This window comes from Pseudarthrobacter sp. CCNWLW207 (genome assembly GCF_037203945.1).
Taxonomy (GTDB): domain Bacteria; phylum Actinomycetota; class Actinomycetes; order Actinomycetales; family Micrococcaceae; genus Arthrobacter.
Genome location: NZ_JBBCBS010000010.1, coordinates 1 through 17,168 on the forward strand (window position 1 = coordinate 1; position 17,168 = coordinate 17,168).

Here is a 17,168-nt window from a genome sequence, read left to right on the forward strand (position 1 = left end):
TGGCCAAAACAACCAATCAAAAAACAATTGGTATCAACAAACTTGGCACACTATTGAGTTCTCAAACAACAGACACATTCGAATACTTCTCGAAACAATTCATTTCAATGAATTCTTTTGTTTCGCATTTCTTCGCTGCGATGTTTCAATCTTATTTCATTCATATTCACTTTGCAAATCCGGGTTATTTTCCCGATATTCACTCTGCGGAATGAATCCGCCCATCAGAAAGTGAAGCATTTCATCAATTCCCGTGCAGTGCACATGATGAATTGCTTCTCATTTGAAGGGGGCTTGTCACCACTCAGCGGCGGCGACTCAGAAAACAATACACGCTCCCCTCCAGCCGTGCAAATCGGCCGAAGAGGAGCGCGCAATGAGGTTCTGGACGGGCTACGGGACCAGGACTTCTACGGTCGCAAGGTTCTTCTTACCGCGCCGCAAAAGCAGGTACTGGCCATGCAACAGTTCGGATTCGGAGATCACGGCTTCGGGATCGGAAACCTTCTCATTGTTCACGTATGCTCCCCCCTCGCCCACCGTACGCCGGGCTGCCGACTTGCTCTCGGACAGGCCCGATGCCACAAGCAGGTCCACAATCCCCAAGCCATCCACCTGGATGGTTGCGGAGGGAAGCTCCGACGTTGCGGCTTCGAGGGTTGGCTTGTCCAGCGCTGACAGATCGCCATTGCCAAAGAGCGCGGCCGATGCAGCGATAACTTTCTCTGTGGCTTCGACCCCATGGACCAGCGACGTGACTTCAAAGGCAAGCTTCCGCTGGCCTTCCCGCGCAAAGGGGCGCTCGGCCACTGCGGCAGCCAGCTCCTCAATCTCCGCCCGGCTAAGGAAAGTGAAAACCTTGAGCCGGTCCACAACATCGGCATCAGCTGTGTTCAGCCAGAACTGGTAGAAGGCGTAAGGGCTGCACATGCCGGCGTCGAGCCAGATAGCGTTGCCTTCGCTCTTGCCGAACTTGGTGCCGTCCGAGTTGGTGATCAACGGAGTTCCGAGGGCATGGACAGTCTTGCCTTCAACCTTGCGGATCAGCTCCGTGCCACTGGTGAGGTTGCCCCACTGGTCCGAACCGCCGGTCTGCAGCATGCAGCCGTAGTCTCGGAAGAGTTGGAGGTAGTCCATGCCCTGAAGGATCTGGTAGCTGAACTCCGTGTAGCTGATGCCTTCTTCGGAGCTGAGGCGGGAAGCAACGGCGTCCTTGCGAAGCATGGTGCCAACGCGGTAGTGCTTTCCGATTTCGCGAAGGAAATCGATGGCGCTCAACGGCGCGGTCCAGTCGAGGTTATTGACCATACGGGCGGCGTTGGCGCCTTCGAAGCTGAGGAAGCGGCGGACCTGCGCCTGGAGGTAGCCCACCCACTCAGAAACGGTGTCCTTGGTGTTAAGTGTCCGCTCCGCCGTGGGACGCGGGTCACCGATCAGGCCGGTGGAGCCGCCCACCAATCCCAACGGCTTGTGGCCTGCAAGCTGGAGCCGCCGCATCACCAGGAGCTGGACAAGGTTTCCCAAGTGCAGGCTCGGCGCGGTGGGATCAAACCCGCAGTAATACGTGACCGGCTCACCGGCGAGGAGCTTTTCCAGCTCCCCTTCATCGGTGGAGACGTGGACCAGGCCGCGCCACTTCAGCTCCTGCCAGATGTTGGCGAAGGTGGGGTCGTTCTGCTGGGATTCGAGATCGTTGAGTTCTGACACGACTTCTAAGTTAGCAGGATTGGCGGCCACCGGCGCCGGATGAACCGGGCCGGTGGCCGCCAATCCCCGCCGACCGGGCTAGCGTTCGATGCCGGCAGGCACACCCTCTGCTGCGATCAGGCGAAGCCGCTGGGTAGGCCGGGTCATGGCGACGTAGAGATCCCCCACCCGCCCGTGCTCGTGGTTCAGCATCCTGGAAGGTTCCAGTACCACAACCCCGTCAAACTCAAGGCCTTTGGCCTCCCGCGGGCTGATGACCACGATGTCCTGCTCATAGCTTCCGGCGCCGGTTCCGATGCGCCGGCCATAGACGGCACGCAAGGCCGCCGTCGCCTGCGGCAGGAGGTCGCCGTCGGCAATCACGGCCAGCAGGCCGCCGTCGAGCGCTTCCAGCTCTTCGGGAAGCGCCTCCACCAGCCGGCTGACCACTTCTCCGGCCGCCACCTTGTCGATGATGGGCGCCCAGCGGCCCTCGCGGACCGCCTTGGGCGCAGAGACCACAAGGCCGGCTGCGTTGGCCATCCGTGCTGCGGCTTCCGCGATCTGCGACGGCGTCCGGTAGTTGACCGTCAGTTCCTCCAGCTGCCAGCGGTCCCCGAACAGCGGACCCAGGGCACCCTGCCAGGAGTTCGCGCCGGCCACGGAACTTGTCTGTGCGATGTCGCCCACGATGGTGAACGACTTCAGCGGGCACCGGCGGACCAGAAGCCGCCACTGCATCGGCGAAAGTTCCTGCGCTTCGTCGACCACGATGTGCCCGAAGGCCCAGGTCCTGTCAGACGTGGCGCGTTCGGCCGCTGTCTGCCGGGCTTCGCGCTCCTGGTTCTGGTCCACCAGTTCCTCAGCCGACATGAGCGCATCGACACCGGCAGCCTCCATGTTCACCAGGGTCTGCTTCGCGTTCGCCAGGTCGCGGGCTCGATCGTGCTCCTGCTGCGCCAGTCCGCGGCCCGCAGCCGGGTCAAGTTCGCCCAGCAGTTCCGCTGCTTCGTCCAGGAGCGGCACATCAGACTCGGTCCAGGGCGCATCCACCGGGCGAAGCAGCAACGCACGTTCGGCCGGGGTGAGGTGCGGGGTGCAGACTTCCAGGATCGCCGGCTTGCTGAAGAGCTCGCTGATGAGCTTCTCCGGGGTCATGGGCATCCAGCACAGGTTCAGCGCGATCCGTACATCCCGGGCAGTGCGGACGTCCTCCGCAAGGTAGGAGCGGTCGGCGTTGTTGCCAAGGCTTCCCGCTTCCACGAGTTCGGTCATCTGCTCGGTCAGCTCGCGGAGCAGGATCTTGACGAAGGTCACGCGTGCCTCATTGTGCGGCTTGCCTGTGGAGCGCGCGCGTTCCCGGGCGCGGCGGACCTGCCGCGGCGTGAGCACCAGCTTCCGCCCGTCAACCTCTACGACCCGGTTTTCGGCAAAGGTCCGTTGGCGGTTTGCCACGGCATTGGCTACAACATCCGCCATGTCCAGCCGGCCCTTGATGGCCGCGACCTCGGCCTCGGGTTCGGCCACCGCACTGATGCCAGGCATCAGCCGGCCGAGGCTGGCCATCACCACCCCGGTTTCGCCGAGTGAGGGCAGTACGCGTTCGATGTATTTCATGAACGACGACGACGGGCCCACCAGCAGCACACCTGCAGTCTTGAGCCGGTCCCGGTGGGTGTAGAGAAGGTAGGCGGCGCGGTGCAGCGCAACGGCCGTCTTGCCGGTGCCCGGACCGCCTTGGACTACGACAGCACCGGAGATGGAGGAACGGATGATCCGGTCCTGCTCGGACTGGATGGTTCCAACGATGTCGGACATGCGGCCAGTCCGCTTGGAGTCCAGGGCAGCGAGCAGTGCACCTTCGCCCTGCAGCGACTCGTTGTCGGTGAGCATGTCCGCGTCCAGGACGTCGTCCTCGATGGCCTTGACTACCCTGCCCTGCAGGATCAGGTGCCGGCGGCGCCGCACGCCCTGCCGGTCAAAAGCGGTTGCCTGGTAGAAATGGCCGGCTTCGGGCGCGCGCCAGTCCACCATCAGCCGCTGCAGGTCCTCGGTGGTGAGTCCGATGCGGCCGATGTACTGGGCTTCCCCGGAATCCAGGTCAAGGCGGCCGAAGACCAGGCGGTCATCGACGGCGTCGAGCTGGGCAAGGCGATCCTCATAGAGCGCGGCGAAGGCGTCACGCTCGGAAACATTCTGCATGGTGCCCACAGCACCGGCCCGGCGGACCTGCGCCAACTGCTTGCGCTTTTCGGCGCGCAATTCTTCCAGCCGCGCATACAGGCCAGCAACATAGTCCCGTTCGTGGGCCAAATCGGCGTCGAGCATTAAACGTTCCCCTATCGCAAAAGACAGACCGTCCATTCTACAACCATTTCGGTTAACGTGATTGAAACTTCGCCGGACGTGGCTTGGCCGCCTTGTAGCGGGACACCGTAGGGTCCCCCGGCAGCCAGAAGCGCCAGGGGTAGTCTCCGGTGCCGCCGTCCCCGGAAACGCCCACCCGAGGCCCGGAACTGACCTCCATCGCAGCAGTTTCCGGAAGCCGCAGCTCGAAGGGTTCGCTCAGTGCATCCCGCCCGCTGTCCGCCGTAGTGAGGGCAAGGGCAGTGGCCAGCCGGGCCGGTCCGCTCGCCAAATCAAAGGGAGATTTCGACGTCGGCCGCCTCACTGCCGCCAGGCGTTGCCCCTCCACCACTTCACCGGCGCGCAGCAGTACGGCGGAGGCGGTGCCTGCCGGACCGCAGACGACGTTGGCGCAGTAATGCATGCCGTACGTGAAATAGACGTATAGATGGCCCGCCGGCCCGAACATGGGCGCGTTGCGTGCCGTGGGGCCGCGAAACGTGTGGGATCCCGGATCCGGATGCAGGGAATCACCAGGCCCCATGTAGGCCTCCACCTCGGTGATCCGCACGGCCACTGTTCCCTCATGGCTGTTGTGGCTCAGGACGGATCCCAGTAGTTGCGGTGCGATCCTCCGTGCATCTCCGGACAATAGTTCGCGGAGCTGTTCCGGCTCGGTGGGACTGGTGCGGACGGTCATGATCCGACTCTACCCAACGGCCCACGGCCATGTCCGATTTCCGCTAGCAGGTGCCATCATGGGCTGGCAGGATAGGGGGCATGGACTTCTGGCAGCGCTACCGCGCGATCGATGCGCGCGATCCCCGGTTCGACGGGCAGTTCTACACTGCTGTCCGGACTACGGGCATCTACTGCCGTCCGTCCTGCCCGGCCCGCACCCCCAAGGCAGCCAACGTCACCTTCTACGAAACATCAGCCGCGGCGCACGACGCCGGCTACCGGGCCTGCAAGCGCTGCCTACCCGAGGCGGTGCCCGGGACGCCGGCGTGGAACGTCCGGCAAGACATCGCCGGCCGGGCCATGAGGCTCATCAACGACGGCGTTATCAACCGGGACGGGGTGCAGGGCCTGGCGGCCCGGCTGGGCTATTCGGCACGGCAGCTGAACCGGATCCTCAGCCATGAACTCGGCGCCGGACCACTCTCGCTTGCCCGGGCAAGCCGTGCCCAGACCGCACGCACCCTGCTGGTTTCCACTTCCATGAAGCTTGCCGACATCGCGTTCGCATCCGGCTTCAGCAGCGTCCGGCAGTTCAACGAGACCATGGTGGAGGTGTTCGCCATGACGCCCACAGCCCTGCGCTCCACGGCGCGGCACCACAAGCCGGAGATGGCAGCCACCGCGCTGACCCTGACCCTGCCCTACCGCGAACCCTTCGACCCCGGCGTCTTTTCCTTCCTCGCGGTCCGGGCCATCCCGGGGATCGAGGTGGGGACACCGACGTCGTACGCCCGTACGCTGCGGCTGCCACACGGTGATGCCCGCTTCAGTGTGCATTACGACGGCGGCGCGCCGGGGCGCCCGCTTACCCTCACCATCGGCGCGGTGGACCTCCGCGACCTCCCGGCCCTGCTGAGCAGGGTGCGCCGGCTTTTCGACCTTGACTCTGATCCGGTCGCCATTGACAGCGCGCTGGCTGGGGATCCCCGGCTTGCCAACTCCGTGACCACTGCCCCAGGTATCCGGCTGCCGGGCGCGGTGGACCCACAGGAACTTCTCATCAGGGCGATGATCGGACAGCAGGTCACGGTCGCCGCGGCCCGGACGGCACTGACCCAACTGTCCGCAGCCGGAAGTCCCAGCCGGATGCCCGGCGAGGGGCTTTCCCGGCTGTTTCCCACCGCGGCGGAAATTGCCGGGTCGGGCTACTCGCTGCTGCGGGGTCCGCAGCGCCGTATTGACGCTATCCGCTTTGCGGCTTCGGCCCTCGCGGAGGGCCAACTGGATTTCGGCTATGGCGACGACCTGCCGGGGCTGGGGGCGAAGCTGCTCCCTCTCCCGGGCGTGGGTCCCTGGACGGTGGGCTATGTGGCGATGCGCGTGCTGGGTGCGCCGGACGTCTTCCTGGCGAACGATGCCGCTGTGAAAAACGGCATCCGTGCCCTCGCAACCTCCGCCACCAGCCGGGATGGACTCGCCGCTGAACTGTTGGGTCCGGCGCCCCGGCCCAGTGTGCTTAACCCCGATTTCAGTGAGGTCAGTCCCTGGCGGTCCTACGCCACCATGCACCTGTGGCGCGCCGCTGCGGCGCCGAAAGCCCCTCAACCTGAACCAGTTGTTCCAGAGAAAGCGATGCAATGAAAGCCCAGTTGTTAGTGATGTCCACCCCAGACGGTCCGTTCACCATCCTCGCGCAGGACGGCGTGGTCCTGGCCTCCGGCTGGACGGCCGGGCCAGGTGAGCTGACCGGGCAAATCCATCCGGAGCTGCGCCCGGGCGACATTGAGTCGGTGACAGACCTGGGTCCCATATCCCTGGCAGTGGAGGCCTTCTACGCCGGGGACCCCGCACCGGCCATGGCTGTTCCCGTGCTGCAGAAATCCGGGCCCTTCCGGGCCCACGCCTGGGATGTGCTGAGGACAGTACGCCCCGGGTCGCCGGTCACCTATACGGAGTACGCCGAACTGTCAGGGAATCCCAAGGCAGTCAGGGCCGCGGCCAGCGCCTGCGCGTTCAATGCGGCAGCATTGTTTGTGCCCTGCCACCGCGTCATCCGCACTGACGGCTCCCTGGGCGGCTTCCGCTGGGGCCTGGCCATCAAGGAAAGCCTGCTCGCGCGAGAAGCAACGGAAGGCCTGCTGGCACGCGAAGCCGGCTAGGACCTACTTTGTTGCGGGCGTCCCCGAAGGCCACGGCAGCAGTTCGGGGAGATCCACGCCGTCTGCAGCAGCGGAGGCCCGCAGGCTGCCGAGCGACGGTTCACGGCCAGCAAGCCACGCCGCTATGTCAGTGATCATGCCGCTGATGACAGTGGAGCGGGCGCCGGTGCCGAGAGTCCTTGGCGGAAGCCCAAGCGGCTGGAGCACCAGCTTGTCCCCCGGAGCCACGCGGGCAGCCAGGAAGCCGAAAAGGTGTTCGCAGAGTGGCCGGCTCCAGGTCTCCGGGCCAAGGCCAGTGCCCAGGTCGGCTGTGTGGATCACCAATTCACGCCACAACGCCAGCCCGCCGTCGAGGACAACTCCCCCTCGATAGGCAATCGGCGCGTCCCAACCGGAGCCGGCGTCGAGCGCGTCAAAAGCTTTCAGCGCCCGGTCGAGGCCTGCGGCCAGATCCGCACGATGGGCATCCGCACTGTGGCCCGCGGCGATCTCGATGGCCTTGTTCCGACCGTCCTGGCCGCCGTCGTACAGCTCAATGGTTTCGCCCCGGGCCGCGTATTCGAGCTGGCGGGCCATGGCGTTGGTAATGCCGGCGAGGTGCGCCAGGACATGCCCCCGGGTCCAGCCCGGCAGCGCCGATGGCGCCTTAATGTCCTCATCGGTGAATTTCGCGGCGGCTGAGGCCACGACGTCGGCGGCTTTGTGCAGTTCGGCGAGAAGGTCAGCCGGTGCTGGAGCAGTCATGGCGCCCATCCTAACCGTCAAACACTCAGCCGAGCGGGATGCCGTCCGGTCCATAGCGGTGCCGCACGTGCCGGCGGTCGTGGCGGGCCTGCCAGAATTCCAGTTCTGTAGGCTGGAGCGCGTAGAGCTGCCAGTCCGGATTGTCGCTGCCGTCCGCTGCAGGGCGCGCCTGCCAGTCTGCGGCCGACGCTTCGGCGGACAGCTCAACCACCGGGCCGGCGACCCGGACCTGCCGGCCCTGCTGCGGCCAGTAGAAGTTCAGGGCCGCTTTCGGGTTGACAGACAGTTCCCGCCCCTTCCTGGAGGTGCGGGACGTGGCGAAGTGCCAGCCGTCGTCGTCGATATTTTTCAGGATCAGCATCCGGGCGGAAGGCTGACCATTGCCGGCCGCAGTGGCCAGGCTGCAGGCATGCGGTTGCAGCACGCCTGCCTCCAGGGCCTCATCCAGCCATAAAGTGAACAACGCCACCGGGTCCGCCGGGGCGTGGGCCGGGTCGAAGTCCGGCAGGTCGGTGGGAAAGTCGGGCAGGGCCCGGAGGTGGCTGCGGAAGGCGTCGCTCATGGCCACATGCTAGCCGGGACCGCTCGCCGGTTAACGCACAACGCTCTCTCACTTTCTTGGGGAAAGTGAGAGAGCGTTGGTAGCTAGGCCGTGTATTCCCGCACGGCCCGCAGCTCGGCTTCCAGCGCAACAAGCTGGCGTTCGACGGCGGCCGGTGCCGTGCCGCCCTGAGAGTTGCGGCTGTTCAGCGACCCCTCCGTGGACAGGACCGTGCGGACCTCCGGCGTCAGGTGCACCGAAATGGCGGCGTACTCCTCATCCGTCAGGTCCCACAGCTCCACGTCGCGGGACTCGGCCTGCTTCACCGCTGCTCCGGAGAGCTCATGCGCCTCGCGGAACGGAACACCCTGGCGGACCAGCCACTCGGCGATGTCGGTTGCCAGCGCGAAGCCCTGCGGTGCAAGCGACTCCATCCGCTCCGTGTTGAACTTCAGTGTCGCGATCATGCCCGAAACAGCCGGAAGCAGCAGTTCCAGGGTGTCGGCGGCGTCGAAGACCGGCTCCTTGTCCTCCTGGAGGTCGCGGTTGTACGCGAGCGGGAGGCCCTTGAGTGTTGCCAGCAGCCCGGTCAGGTTGCCGATGAGGCGTCCTGCCTTGCCGCGGGCCAGCTCGGCCACGTCCGGGTTCTTCTTCTGCGGCATGATCGAGGAGCCCGTGGAGTAGGAATCATGCAGGGTCACAAAGGAGAACTCCTTGGTGGCCCACAGGATCACTTCTTCCGATACGCGCGACAAGTCCACGCCGATCATCGCCGTCACCCAGGCGAACTCGGCGAAGACATCGCGGGAGGCGGTGCCGTCAATCGAGTTGTGGGTGGCGGAGAAGAAGCCCAGGTCCGCGGCCACCGCTTCCGGGTCCAGCCCAAGCGAGGAGCCCGCGAGGGCACCCGAACCGTAGGGCGAGACACCGGCGCGCTTGTCCCAGTCTTGGAGCCGCTGCACATCACGCAGCAACGCCCAGGCATGGGCCAGCAGGTGGTGGCTGAGCAGGACCGGCTGCGCGTGCTGCAGGTGCGTGCGGCCCGGCATGGCCACACCCTGGTGCGCCTTGGCCTGCTCCACCAGCGCCTCGATCGTTGCCAACACGCCGCGGGCGATGATCCGGGCGTGGTCGCGCAGGAACATGCGGCCGAGCGTGGCCACCTGGTCGTTGCGGGACCGTCCGGCGCGGAGCTTGCCGCCCAGCTGGGTGCCGGCGCGCTCAATGAGGCCGCGTTCCAGCGAGCCATGCACGTCCTCGTCGGATTCCGCCGGCAGGTAAGCGCCGGAGGCCACGTCCTCGTCCAGCTGTGCCAAGGCGGCGAGCATGCCTTCGAGCTCGGCGTCGTCCAGCAGCCCGGCCTTGTGCAGCACGCGGGCGTGCGCCTGTGACCCGGCGATGTCGTAGCGGGCCAGCCGCCAGTCGAAGTGCGTGGACTTGCTCAAGGCTGCCAGGGCATCAGCGGGGCCACCTGCGAACCGGCCGCCCCACAGTGCACCCTCGTTCGTCCCCGAGCGCACCCCGACCTCGCTGCGCTCGGCCGGGGACCCCTGCGCTCGTGGGCCCAGATTCTCCGTCACTGGCCTGCGACGCGGATATCGCGGCCGGAGGCAACCTTGGCGGACATGCCCCACAGCTCGATGAAGCCGCGCGCCATCGACTGGTCGAACGTGTCGCCGGTGTCGTAGGTGGCGAGGTCGAAGTCGTAGAGCGAAGTCTCGGAGCGGCGTCCGTTGACGATCGCCTGGCCGCCGTGCAGGACCATGCGGATGTCGCCTGAGACGTACTTCTGGGTGTCCTCGATGAAGGCATCCAGGGAGCGCTTGAGCGGGGAGAACCACTGGCCGTCGTAGACCAGTTCGGCCCAGCGCTGGCCGACAGTAGCCTTGAAGCGGGCCTGCTCACGCTCGACGGTGATGTCCTCGAGGTGCTTGTGCGCGGTGATCAGTGCCATTGCGCCCGGTGCCTCGTAGATTTCGCGGGATTTGATGCCCACCAGGCGGTCCTCGACGACGTCGATCCGGCCCACGCCCTGGGCGCCTGCGCGGCGGTTGAGTTCCTTGATGGCCTGCAGCGGGGTAACGCGGACGCCATCGATCGCTACCGGCACGCCTGCTTCGAACGAGATGGTGACTTCATCCGGGGCCGGTGGGAATTCCGGGGTGGCGGTGTAGTCGTAGATGTCCTTGGTGGGTGCGTTCCAGATGTCTTCGAGGTAGCCGGTCTCGACGGCGCGGCCCCAGACGTTCTGGTCGATCGAGTACGGGTTCTTCTTGGTGGTCTCGATCGGCAGTCCCTTTTCCTCGGCGAAGGCAATGGCCTTGTCGCGGGTCAGGGCGAGGTCGCGGACCGGGGCGATGCACTTCAGGTCCGGTCCGAGAGTCTGGATGCCCACTTCGAAGCGGACCTGGTCGTTGCCCTTGCCAGTGCAGCCGTGCGCAACGGTGGTGGCGCCGAATTCGCGGGCGGCCTTGACCAGGTGCTTGACGATCACCGGCCGGGAGATGGCGGAGACCAGCGGGTAGTGGCCCTGGTAGAGGGCGTTGGCCTTCAGCGTGGGCATGCAGTACTCGTTGGCGAACTCGTCGGACGCGTCGGCCACGTAGGCTTCGACGGCGCCGCAGCCGAGGGCGCGCTGGCGGATGGTCTCCAGCGACTCGCCGCCCTGTCCGACGTCGACTGCCACGGCGATGACCTCGGCGCCGGTGGCTTCACCGATCCAGCCGATGGCTACGGAAGTATCCAGGCCACCGGAGTAGGCCAGAACAATACGCTCAGTCACGAAAATGCTCCTCTATGTTGGGGTTTGCGTTGTTTAAGAATTGACTACGGAAAGCCTGTCACACCTTGGGACGGCGTATTACTGGCTGCCGCCCGCTTCCTCGGCGAGCTGCAGGAACCGCGCGGCGAGGTCCTGCCCGCCCTGGGGATCACGGGACACGAGCAGCACGGTGTCATCCCCGGCGATGGTCCCGAGGATGGATGGCATGACCGAGTGGTCGATGGCCAGGGCCAGGAAGTTGGCCGCCCCGGGTGGGGTCCGGAGCACGGCAATGTTGGCCGAGGCCTCCGCCGTGACCAGCAGCTCGCTGCACAGCCTGGCAAGCCGCGCATCCAGGATTTCCTGGCTGACGCCGCTCTTCGCGGCGCGTTCGCCTCCTTCACCAGGCACGGCGTAGACCAGGACGCCCTCCTTGCCACGCACCCGAACCGCGCCGAGTTCCACGAGGTCCCGGGACAGGGTGGCTTGGGTGACCTGGACGCCGTCGTCCGCCAGCAGCGCGGCCAGCTCCGCCTGGGAGCGCACCGATTCGCCCGTCAGGATCGCGGTGATGCGCGCCTGGCGGGCTGTCTTGGTTGCCGGGCTGGAGCCCGGCACCGACGGGTTGGTGGACACTAGAACGTGCTCTCCCCGGTGCCTTCAACGGGAGAAAGACCGTCGACGAACGCCAGGCCTGACTTGTGCATCAGCCAGGCCATAAGGGCCTTCTGGGCGTGCAGCCGGTTTTCGGCTTCGTCCCAGACGATCGACTGCGGCCCGTCGATGACACCCGCCGAGATCTCATAGCCGCGATAGGCGGGAAGGCAGTGAAGCACGACGGCGTCGTCCGCCGCATGTGCCATGGCTGCCTCATCCACGGAGTACTCCCGGAACAGCTGCAGCCGGGCTTCCTTTTCGGCTTCCTGGCCCATGGAGACCCACGTGTCCGTGGCTACGACGTCGGCGCCTTTGAGGGCTTCGGCGGCATCGGTGGTAATCAGCACTGACCCGCCCGTCTGGGCAGCACGTTCCTCGGCCGCGGCGACGATCTCCGCTGCCGGGAGGTAGCCCTCCGGCCCCGCGATGCGGACGTGCATCCCGGCGGTGACGCCCGCTAGCAGGTAGGAATTGGCCATGTTGTTGGCGGCATCGCCCAGGTAGCTCATGGTGAGGCCGGCCAGTTCGCCCTTGTGTTCCTTGACTGCCAGCAGGTCCGCGAGGAGCTGGCACGGGTGGTAGTCGTCGCACAGGGCGTTGATGACAGGCACGGCGGAGTTTTCCGCCATGGCCACCAGTCCGGAGTGCGCGCCCGTGCGCCACACGATCGTGGAAACCATGCGCTCCAAGACCTTGGCGGTATCCTCCACCGATTCCTTGTGGCCGATCTGGGCCTCACCGGGGTTGATGATCAGGGCATTGCCGCCCATGTCGGCGATGCCGGTGGCAAAGGAAACCCGGGTACGGGTTGATGTTTTGTCGAAGATCACGGCGACCGTTTTGCGGCCGTTGCCCTCCGCGGCGAAGGGCTGCACGCTGTAGGGCGCAGCCTTCATGCGGACGGCCAGATCCAGGACCTCAGCCTGCTCAGCGGGGCTGAGGTCCGTGTCCTTCAGGAAGTGGCGGGTGCCGCTGGCTGTGCCGGCGGAAGAAACTACAGAGGTCACTGCGCGTCCTTAGCTGTTTGGAGGATTGCCGGGAGCGCGGCAAGGAAGGCGCCGGCCTGGTCGGTGCTGAGGACCAGCGGCGGGGCGAGCCGAATGGTGCGCGGCCCGGGGCTGTTGACGATGAAACCGGCCTCCAGCCCAGCGGTCACAACGGCAGGTGCGACGTCGGCGTCAAGGTCGAAGCCGATCAACAGGCCTTCACCCCGGACTTCGGTCACACCGTCGACGGCGGCGAGCCCAGCCCGGAGGTAATCCCCCACAGTGACGACGTTTTCCAGCACCCGCTGGCTTTCGATGGCGTGCAGCGTGGCGAGGGCGGCCGCCGTCGCCACCGGGTTGCCGCCGAAGGTGGTGCCGTGCTGGCCCGCTGTCAGGAGCGAGGACACCTGCCCGCCGAACGTCAGCAGCGCTCCAATGGGGAATCCGCCGCCGAGGCCCTTGGCCAGCGTGACGGCGTCCGGAACAATCCCGGCGTCCTCGCTGGCTAGCCATTTTCCGGTACGCCCGATTCCAGTCTGGACCTCGTCCAGGATCAGCAGGGCGCCGGCCTTCGTGGTCGCCTCGCGGGCGGCCCGCAGGTAGCCGGCAGGCAGCGGCCGCACTCCGGCCTCGCCTTGGATCGGTTCCAGGAAAACGGCGGCCACGGTCTCGTCGATGGCAGCTTCAAGGGCTGCTACGTCGCCGAACGGGATATGGACCACACCGCCGGGCAGCGGCTCGAACGGGGCACGGTACGCTTCCTTGGCGGTCAGGGCCAGGGCACCCATGGTCCGCCCGTGGAAGGCACCTTCCAAGGCGATGATCTTGGTCCTGGGCGCACCGTCCGGGCCGGTTCCGTTGCGTCGCGCGAGCTTGAAGGCAGCCTCGTTGGCTTCGGTTCCGGAATTGGTGAAGAACACCTTGGAGCCTGCCGGGGCGTGCGTCAGGTCGAGCAGCTTTTCGGCCAGTGCGATCTGCGTGGGGCTGGTAAAGAAGTTGGAGACGTGCCCCAGGGTTGCCAGCTGGCTGGAGATCACGGACGTGACAAACGGGTGGGCGTGGCCCAGGGCGTTGACGGCGATACCGCCGAGCAGGTCAAGATATTCCTTGCCGTCGGCGTCCCAGACCAGGCAGCCGGCACCGCGCACCAGCACACGCTGCGGCGTGCCGAACACGCCCATGAGGGACGTCGAGTAGCGGGTAAGCCACTCGGCTCCACTACTTTGAGAAACGAGGGCGGTCGCCGAGGCCTCCGCAGCGATGGGGGTCCCGCCCGCTCCGCGGTGCCCGACCACACCCGGCCCCCCATCGCTGCTCCGGCCTTCAGTGGACTGGCTCAGTTCTGCGTGGGTCATGATGCGTTCACCTCTTCGTCAGGGACCACCTGGGTGCCGATTCCGGCGGTGGTGAATGTTTCCAGGAGCATGGAGTGCGGGAGCCTGCCGTCCACGATGTGCGCGCGCTCCACTCCCCCGTCAATGGCTTTAAGGCAGGCCTCCATCTTCGGAATCATGCCCGATTCCAGGGACGGCAGCAGTTCGCGCAGCTCCGAGGCCGTGAGGGAAGAGATGAGCGAGGACCTGTCCGGCCAGTTGGCATAGAGGCCTTCGACGTCGGTGAGGATCACCAGTTTTGATGCCTCCAGCGCTTCGGCGAGGGCGGCCGCGGCCGTGTCCGCGTTGACGTTGAGGACCTGGCCCGTGGTCTGGGCCCGTTCGCCCCGCTGGTCCGCTGCGCCGCTGCCGTCGTCCTCGATTTCGGGCGCCACAGTGGAGATGACGGGGATGCGCCCGGCCGCCAGGATGTCCAGGATGCCCTCCGGGTTCACGCCGACCACTTCGCCTACCAGGCCAAGGTCCACTTCCTGGCCGTCAATGATGGTCCCGGTCCGGACTGCCCGGAGCAGGCCGCCGTCCTCACCGGACATTCCCACCGCGTAGGGGCCGTGGGAGTTGATCAGGCCAACCAGTTCGCGGCCCACCTGGCCGGTGAGGACCATCCGGACCACGTCCATCGCTTCGGGGGTGGTGACGCGCAGGCCACCCTTGAACTCGGACTCAATGCCCAGCCGGGCCAGCATGGAGTTGATCTGCGGACCGCCGCCGTGGACCACCACGGGGTGGATGCCTACGTGGTGCAGGAACACCACGTCCTCCGCGAAAGCGCGGCGCAGTTCTTCGTTGACCATGGCGTTTCCGCCGTACTTGATCACCATGGTGGTGCCGGCGAAGCGCTGGATCCAGGGCAGTGCCTCGATCAGGGTGCCTGCCTTGCTTTGGGCATCACTCATGGACGTGGTTTCGCGGGTCTGGGTGTTCATGCTTGGCGTTACTCCAGGGTGGCTGGTGGATTTGCTCGAGGACTAGCTCGAGTAAGCGCTGTTCTCGTGCACGTAGTCGTGGGTGAGGTCGTTGGTCCAGATCGTGGCCTCGGCGTAGCCGGACTTCAGGTCAATCTCCACGTGGACTTCGCGGGGTTCCAGGTCCACCAGGTTGCGGTCATCGCCAATGCTGCCGTTGCGGCAGATCTGGACACCGTTGATGGCGACGTTTAGCTGGTCCGGCTCGAAGACTGCGTCCGTGGTGCCCACGGCGGACAGGACACGGCCCCAGTTGGGGTCCTTGCCGAAGATAGCGGCCTTGAACAGGTTGGACCGGGCCACGGAGCGGCTGACGGTTTCGGCGTCCCGCTCGCTGGCCGCGTTGAACGTGCGGATGGCGATGTCGTGGCTCGCGCCCTCGGCGTCCCCGATCAGTTTGCGTGCCAGTTCCGCGCACACCTGGGTCAGCCCGGCACTAAAGGCTTCGGCTGAGGGAACGGCGCCTGATGCGCCGGACGCCAACAGCACCACGGTGTCGTTGGTGGACATGCAGCCATCGGAATCAGCGCGGTCGAAAGTGACGCGCGTGGCGTCGCGGAGCACGACATCGAGCATTTCTGCTTCCACGTCGGCGTCGGTAGTGAGGACCACCAGCATGGTGGCGAGGCCGGGGGCCAGCATGCCGGCGCCCTTCGCGATGCCCCCGATGGAGAACTCCTGGCCGTCGGCGTCGGTGCCGATGAACAGCGCGGCCTTGGGCACGGAGTCGGTTGTCATGATGGCATTGGCCGCTTCGGGTCCGCCGTCCGTGCTGAGCGCCGCCGAGGCGGCCTCGACACCCGGAAGGATTTTGTCCATGGGCAGCTGCTCACCGATCAGGCCGGTGGAGCACACAAAGACGTCGGTTGCCGAAATGCCCAGTACTTCGGCGACCTTTTCGGCAGTGCTGTGCGTGTTCTGGAAGCCTTCCGGACCCGTGCAGGCGTTAGCACCGCCGGAGTTAAGGATGACGGCGTCAACCCGGCCGTCGGAGACTACCTGGCGGGACCAGTGGACCGGGGCTGCGGCCACGCGGTTGCTGGTGAAGACGGCGGCCGCCGCCTTGGAGGGGCCATCGTTGACGACCAGGGCGAGGTCCGGCTTGCCGGACGCCTTGAGGCCGGCGGTGACGCCGGCGGCCCGGAAGCCCTGGGGTGCGGTAACGGTCACGGTGCAACTCCCTGCAGGTTGAGGCCGGCGGTCTCCGCCAGGCCAAGCGCAATATTCATGGACTGCACGGCGCCGCCGGCAGTTCCCTTGGTGAGGTTATCAATGGCGCAGGTGACAATCACGCGGCCGGTGTGCGGGTCAAAAGCCAACTGCATTGCCGCGTGGTTGGAGCCCTGGACCGACTTAGTGGCCGGCCATTGGCCCTCCGGCAGCAGGTGGACAAACGGTTCGTCGTCGTAGGCCTCAGCCCACGCCTGGCGAAGGTCCGCTGCGGAGGTGCCCGGCTTGACCTTCGCCGTCGCGGTGGTAAGGATCCCGCGGCTCATGGGGGCAAGCGTGGGGGTGAAGGACACGGTGACGGTTTCCCCCGCGGCGTTGGAGAGTCCCTGCTCGATCTCCGGTGTGTGGCGGTGGCCGCCGCCCACGCCGTAGGGGCTCATGGAGCCCATCACCTCGGCGCCGATGAGGTTTACTTTGGCGGCCTTGCCCGCACCCGAGGTGCCGGAGGCGGAAACTATGACGACGTCGTCGGGCTGCAGGAGGTTCGCAGCGAACCCGGGCGTCAGCGCCAGGAGGGCCGACGTCGGGTAGCAGCCGGGAACGGCAATCCGGGTGGCGCCCTTGAGGACCTCACGCTGGCCGGGAAGTTCGGGCAGGCCGTACGGCCATGTTCCAGCGTGGGCCGAGCCGTAGAACTTTTCCCACGCGGCCGGATCTTCCAGGCGGTGGTCTGCGCCGGCGTCGATCACCACAGTGCCCTCGGGGAGCTGCGCTGCGATCTCCGCGGAAGCCCCGTGCGGAAGGGCCAGGAACACCACGTCGTGGCCCGAGAGGTTTTCCACCGTGGTGTCTTCCAGGATGCGGCTGGACAGCCCATGCAGGTGCGGCTGCAGTTCGCCGAGGCGGGAGCCTGCATTGCTGTGCGCTGTGATGGCGCCGATGGTTACGTCCGGATGTCCCGCTAGGATGCGCAGGACTTCTCCCCCGGCGTAGCCACTGGCTCCGGAGACGGCAACTGAAATAGTCATGCAGTGAATCTTACAGCAAAAATATTCAGTGTGCCCGATATTTATACATT

At 66.0% G+C, this 17,168-nt stretch carries 16 protein-coding genes; 3 read left to right on the plus strand and 13 right to left on the minus strand.

The features are described from left to right. A partial coding sequence (locus tag V9L17_RS16480; RefSeq protein ID WP_337352190.1) for a hypothetical protein occupies positions 1-215 on the plus strand: 215 nt, incomplete at its 5' end. Positions 216-393: 178 nt separating this feature from the next. On the opposite strand, the gene tyrS is transcribed toward V9L17_RS16480, so the two are convergent. The 3 genes from tyrS to V9L17_RS16495 all read right to left on the minus strand — a co-directional run bounded on the left by tyrS (position 394) and on the right by V9L17_RS16495 (position 4,732). Next, a complete protein-coding gene (gene tyrS / locus V9L17_RS16485; RefSeq protein WP_337347683.1) occupies positions 394-1,707 on the minus strand; it encodes a tyrosine--tRNA ligase in 1,314 nt (437 codons plus the stop codon). 78 nt (positions 1,708-1,785) lie between these two features. Beyond that, on the minus strand, positions 1,786-4,014 hold the full coding sequence (locus V9L17_RS16490) for a HelD family protein (protein ID WP_337347682.1): 2,229 nt from the start codon (positions 4,012-4,014) through the stop codon (positions 1,786-1,788). Positions 4,015-4,066: 52 nt separating this feature from the next. Further along, positions 4,067-4,732: a DNA-3-methyladenine glycosylase gene (locus V9L17_RS16495; RefSeq protein WP_337352191.1), complete on the minus strand. Its 666-nt coding sequence runs from the start codon at positions 4,730-4,732 to the stop codon at positions 4,067-4,069. An 80-nt stretch (positions 4,733-4,812) separates the two neighbouring features. On the opposite strand from V9L17_RS16495, the gene V9L17_RS16500 reads away from it, so the two are divergent. Beyond that, positions 4,813-6,354: a DNA-3-methyladenine glycosylase 2 family protein gene (locus V9L17_RS16500; RefSeq protein ID WP_337352192.1), complete on the plus strand. Its 1,542-nt coding sequence runs from the start codon at positions 4,813-4,815 to the stop codon at positions 6,352-6,354. After that, positions 6,351-6,872, plus strand: a complete 522-nt coding sequence (locus tag V9L17_RS16505; RefSeq protein WP_337352193.1) for a methylated-DNA--[protein]-cysteine S-methyltransferase — start codon at positions 6,351-6,353, stop codon at positions 6,870-6,872. The genes V9L17_RS16500 and V9L17_RS16505 overlap by 4 nt, the downstream gene beginning before the upstream one ends. 3 nt (positions 6,873-6,875) lie before the next feature. Here the strand turns inward: V9L17_RS16505 and V9L17_RS16510 are convergent, their stop codons facing one another. The 10 genes from V9L17_RS16510 to argC all read right to left on the minus strand — a co-directional run bounded on the left by V9L17_RS16510 (position 6,876) and on the right by argC (position 17,118). Beyond that, positions 6,876-7,616: a maleylpyruvate isomerase family mycothiol-dependent enzyme gene (locus V9L17_RS16510; protein ID WP_337352194.1), complete on the minus strand. Its 741-nt coding sequence runs from the start codon at positions 7,614-7,616 to the stop codon at positions 6,876-6,878. Between the two features lie 25 nt (positions 7,617-7,641). After that, entirely contained in the window at positions 7,642-8,178 is a 537-nt protein-coding gene (locus V9L17_RS16515; protein WP_337352195.1) for a pyridoxine/pyridoxamine 5'-phosphate oxidase, read from the minus strand. 83 nt (positions 8,179-8,261) lie between these two features. Next, complete coding sequence (gene argH / locus V9L17_RS16520; protein ID WP_337352196.1) at positions 8,262-9,677, minus strand: argininosuccinate lyase; 1,416 nt, start codon at positions 9,675-9,677, stop codon at positions 8,262-8,264. 56 nt (positions 9,678-9,733) lie between these two features. After that, the gene (locus V9L17_RS16525) at positions 9,734-10,939 is read right to left on the minus strand and encodes an argininosuccinate synthase (RefSeq protein WP_337347676.1); all 1,206 of its coding nucleotides are present in this window, start codon (positions 10,937-10,939) and stop codon (positions 9,734-9,736) included. Between the two features lie 78 nt (positions 10,940-11,017). Then, positions 11,018-11,554, minus strand: a complete 537-nt coding sequence (locus V9L17_RS16530) for an arginine repressor (RefSeq protein ID WP_337347675.1) — start codon at positions 11,552-11,554, stop codon at positions 11,018-11,020. Next, on the minus strand, positions 11,554-12,582 hold the full coding sequence (gene argF / locus V9L17_RS16535) for an ornithine carbamoyltransferase (RefSeq protein ID WP_337347674.1): 1,029 nt from the start codon (positions 12,580-12,582) through the stop codon (positions 11,554-11,556). The genes V9L17_RS16530 and argF overlap by 1 nt, the downstream gene beginning before the upstream one ends. Continuing rightward, positions 12,579-13,916, minus strand: coding sequence for an acetylornithine transaminase (locus V9L17_RS16540; RefSeq protein ID WP_337352197.1), 1,338 nt, complete (start codon positions 13,914-13,916; stop codon positions 12,579-12,581). Before V9L17_RS16540 ends, argF begins: the two co-directional genes overlap by 4 nt. Continuing rightward, complete coding sequence (gene argB, locus V9L17_RS16545) at positions 13,913-14,881, minus strand: acetylglutamate kinase (RefSeq protein ID WP_337352198.1); 969 nt, start codon at positions 14,879-14,881, stop codon at positions 13,913-13,915. The genes V9L17_RS16540 and argB overlap by 4 nt, the downstream gene beginning before the upstream one ends. A gap of 42 nt (positions 14,882-14,923) precedes the next feature. Next, a complete protein-coding gene (argJ, locus tag V9L17_RS16550; RefSeq protein ID WP_337347672.1) occupies positions 14,924-16,090 on the minus strand; it encodes a bifunctional glutamate N-acetyltransferase/amino-acid acetyltransferase ArgJ in 1,167 nt (388 codons plus the stop codon). Beyond that, positions 16,087-17,118, minus strand: coding sequence for an N-acetyl-gamma-glutamyl-phosphate reductase (gene argC / locus V9L17_RS16555; RefSeq protein ID WP_337352199.1), 1,032 nt, complete (start codon positions 17,116-17,118; stop codon positions 16,087-16,089). Before argC ends, argJ begins: the two co-directional genes overlap by 4 nt. Positions 17,119-17,168: the final 50 nt, after the last annotated feature.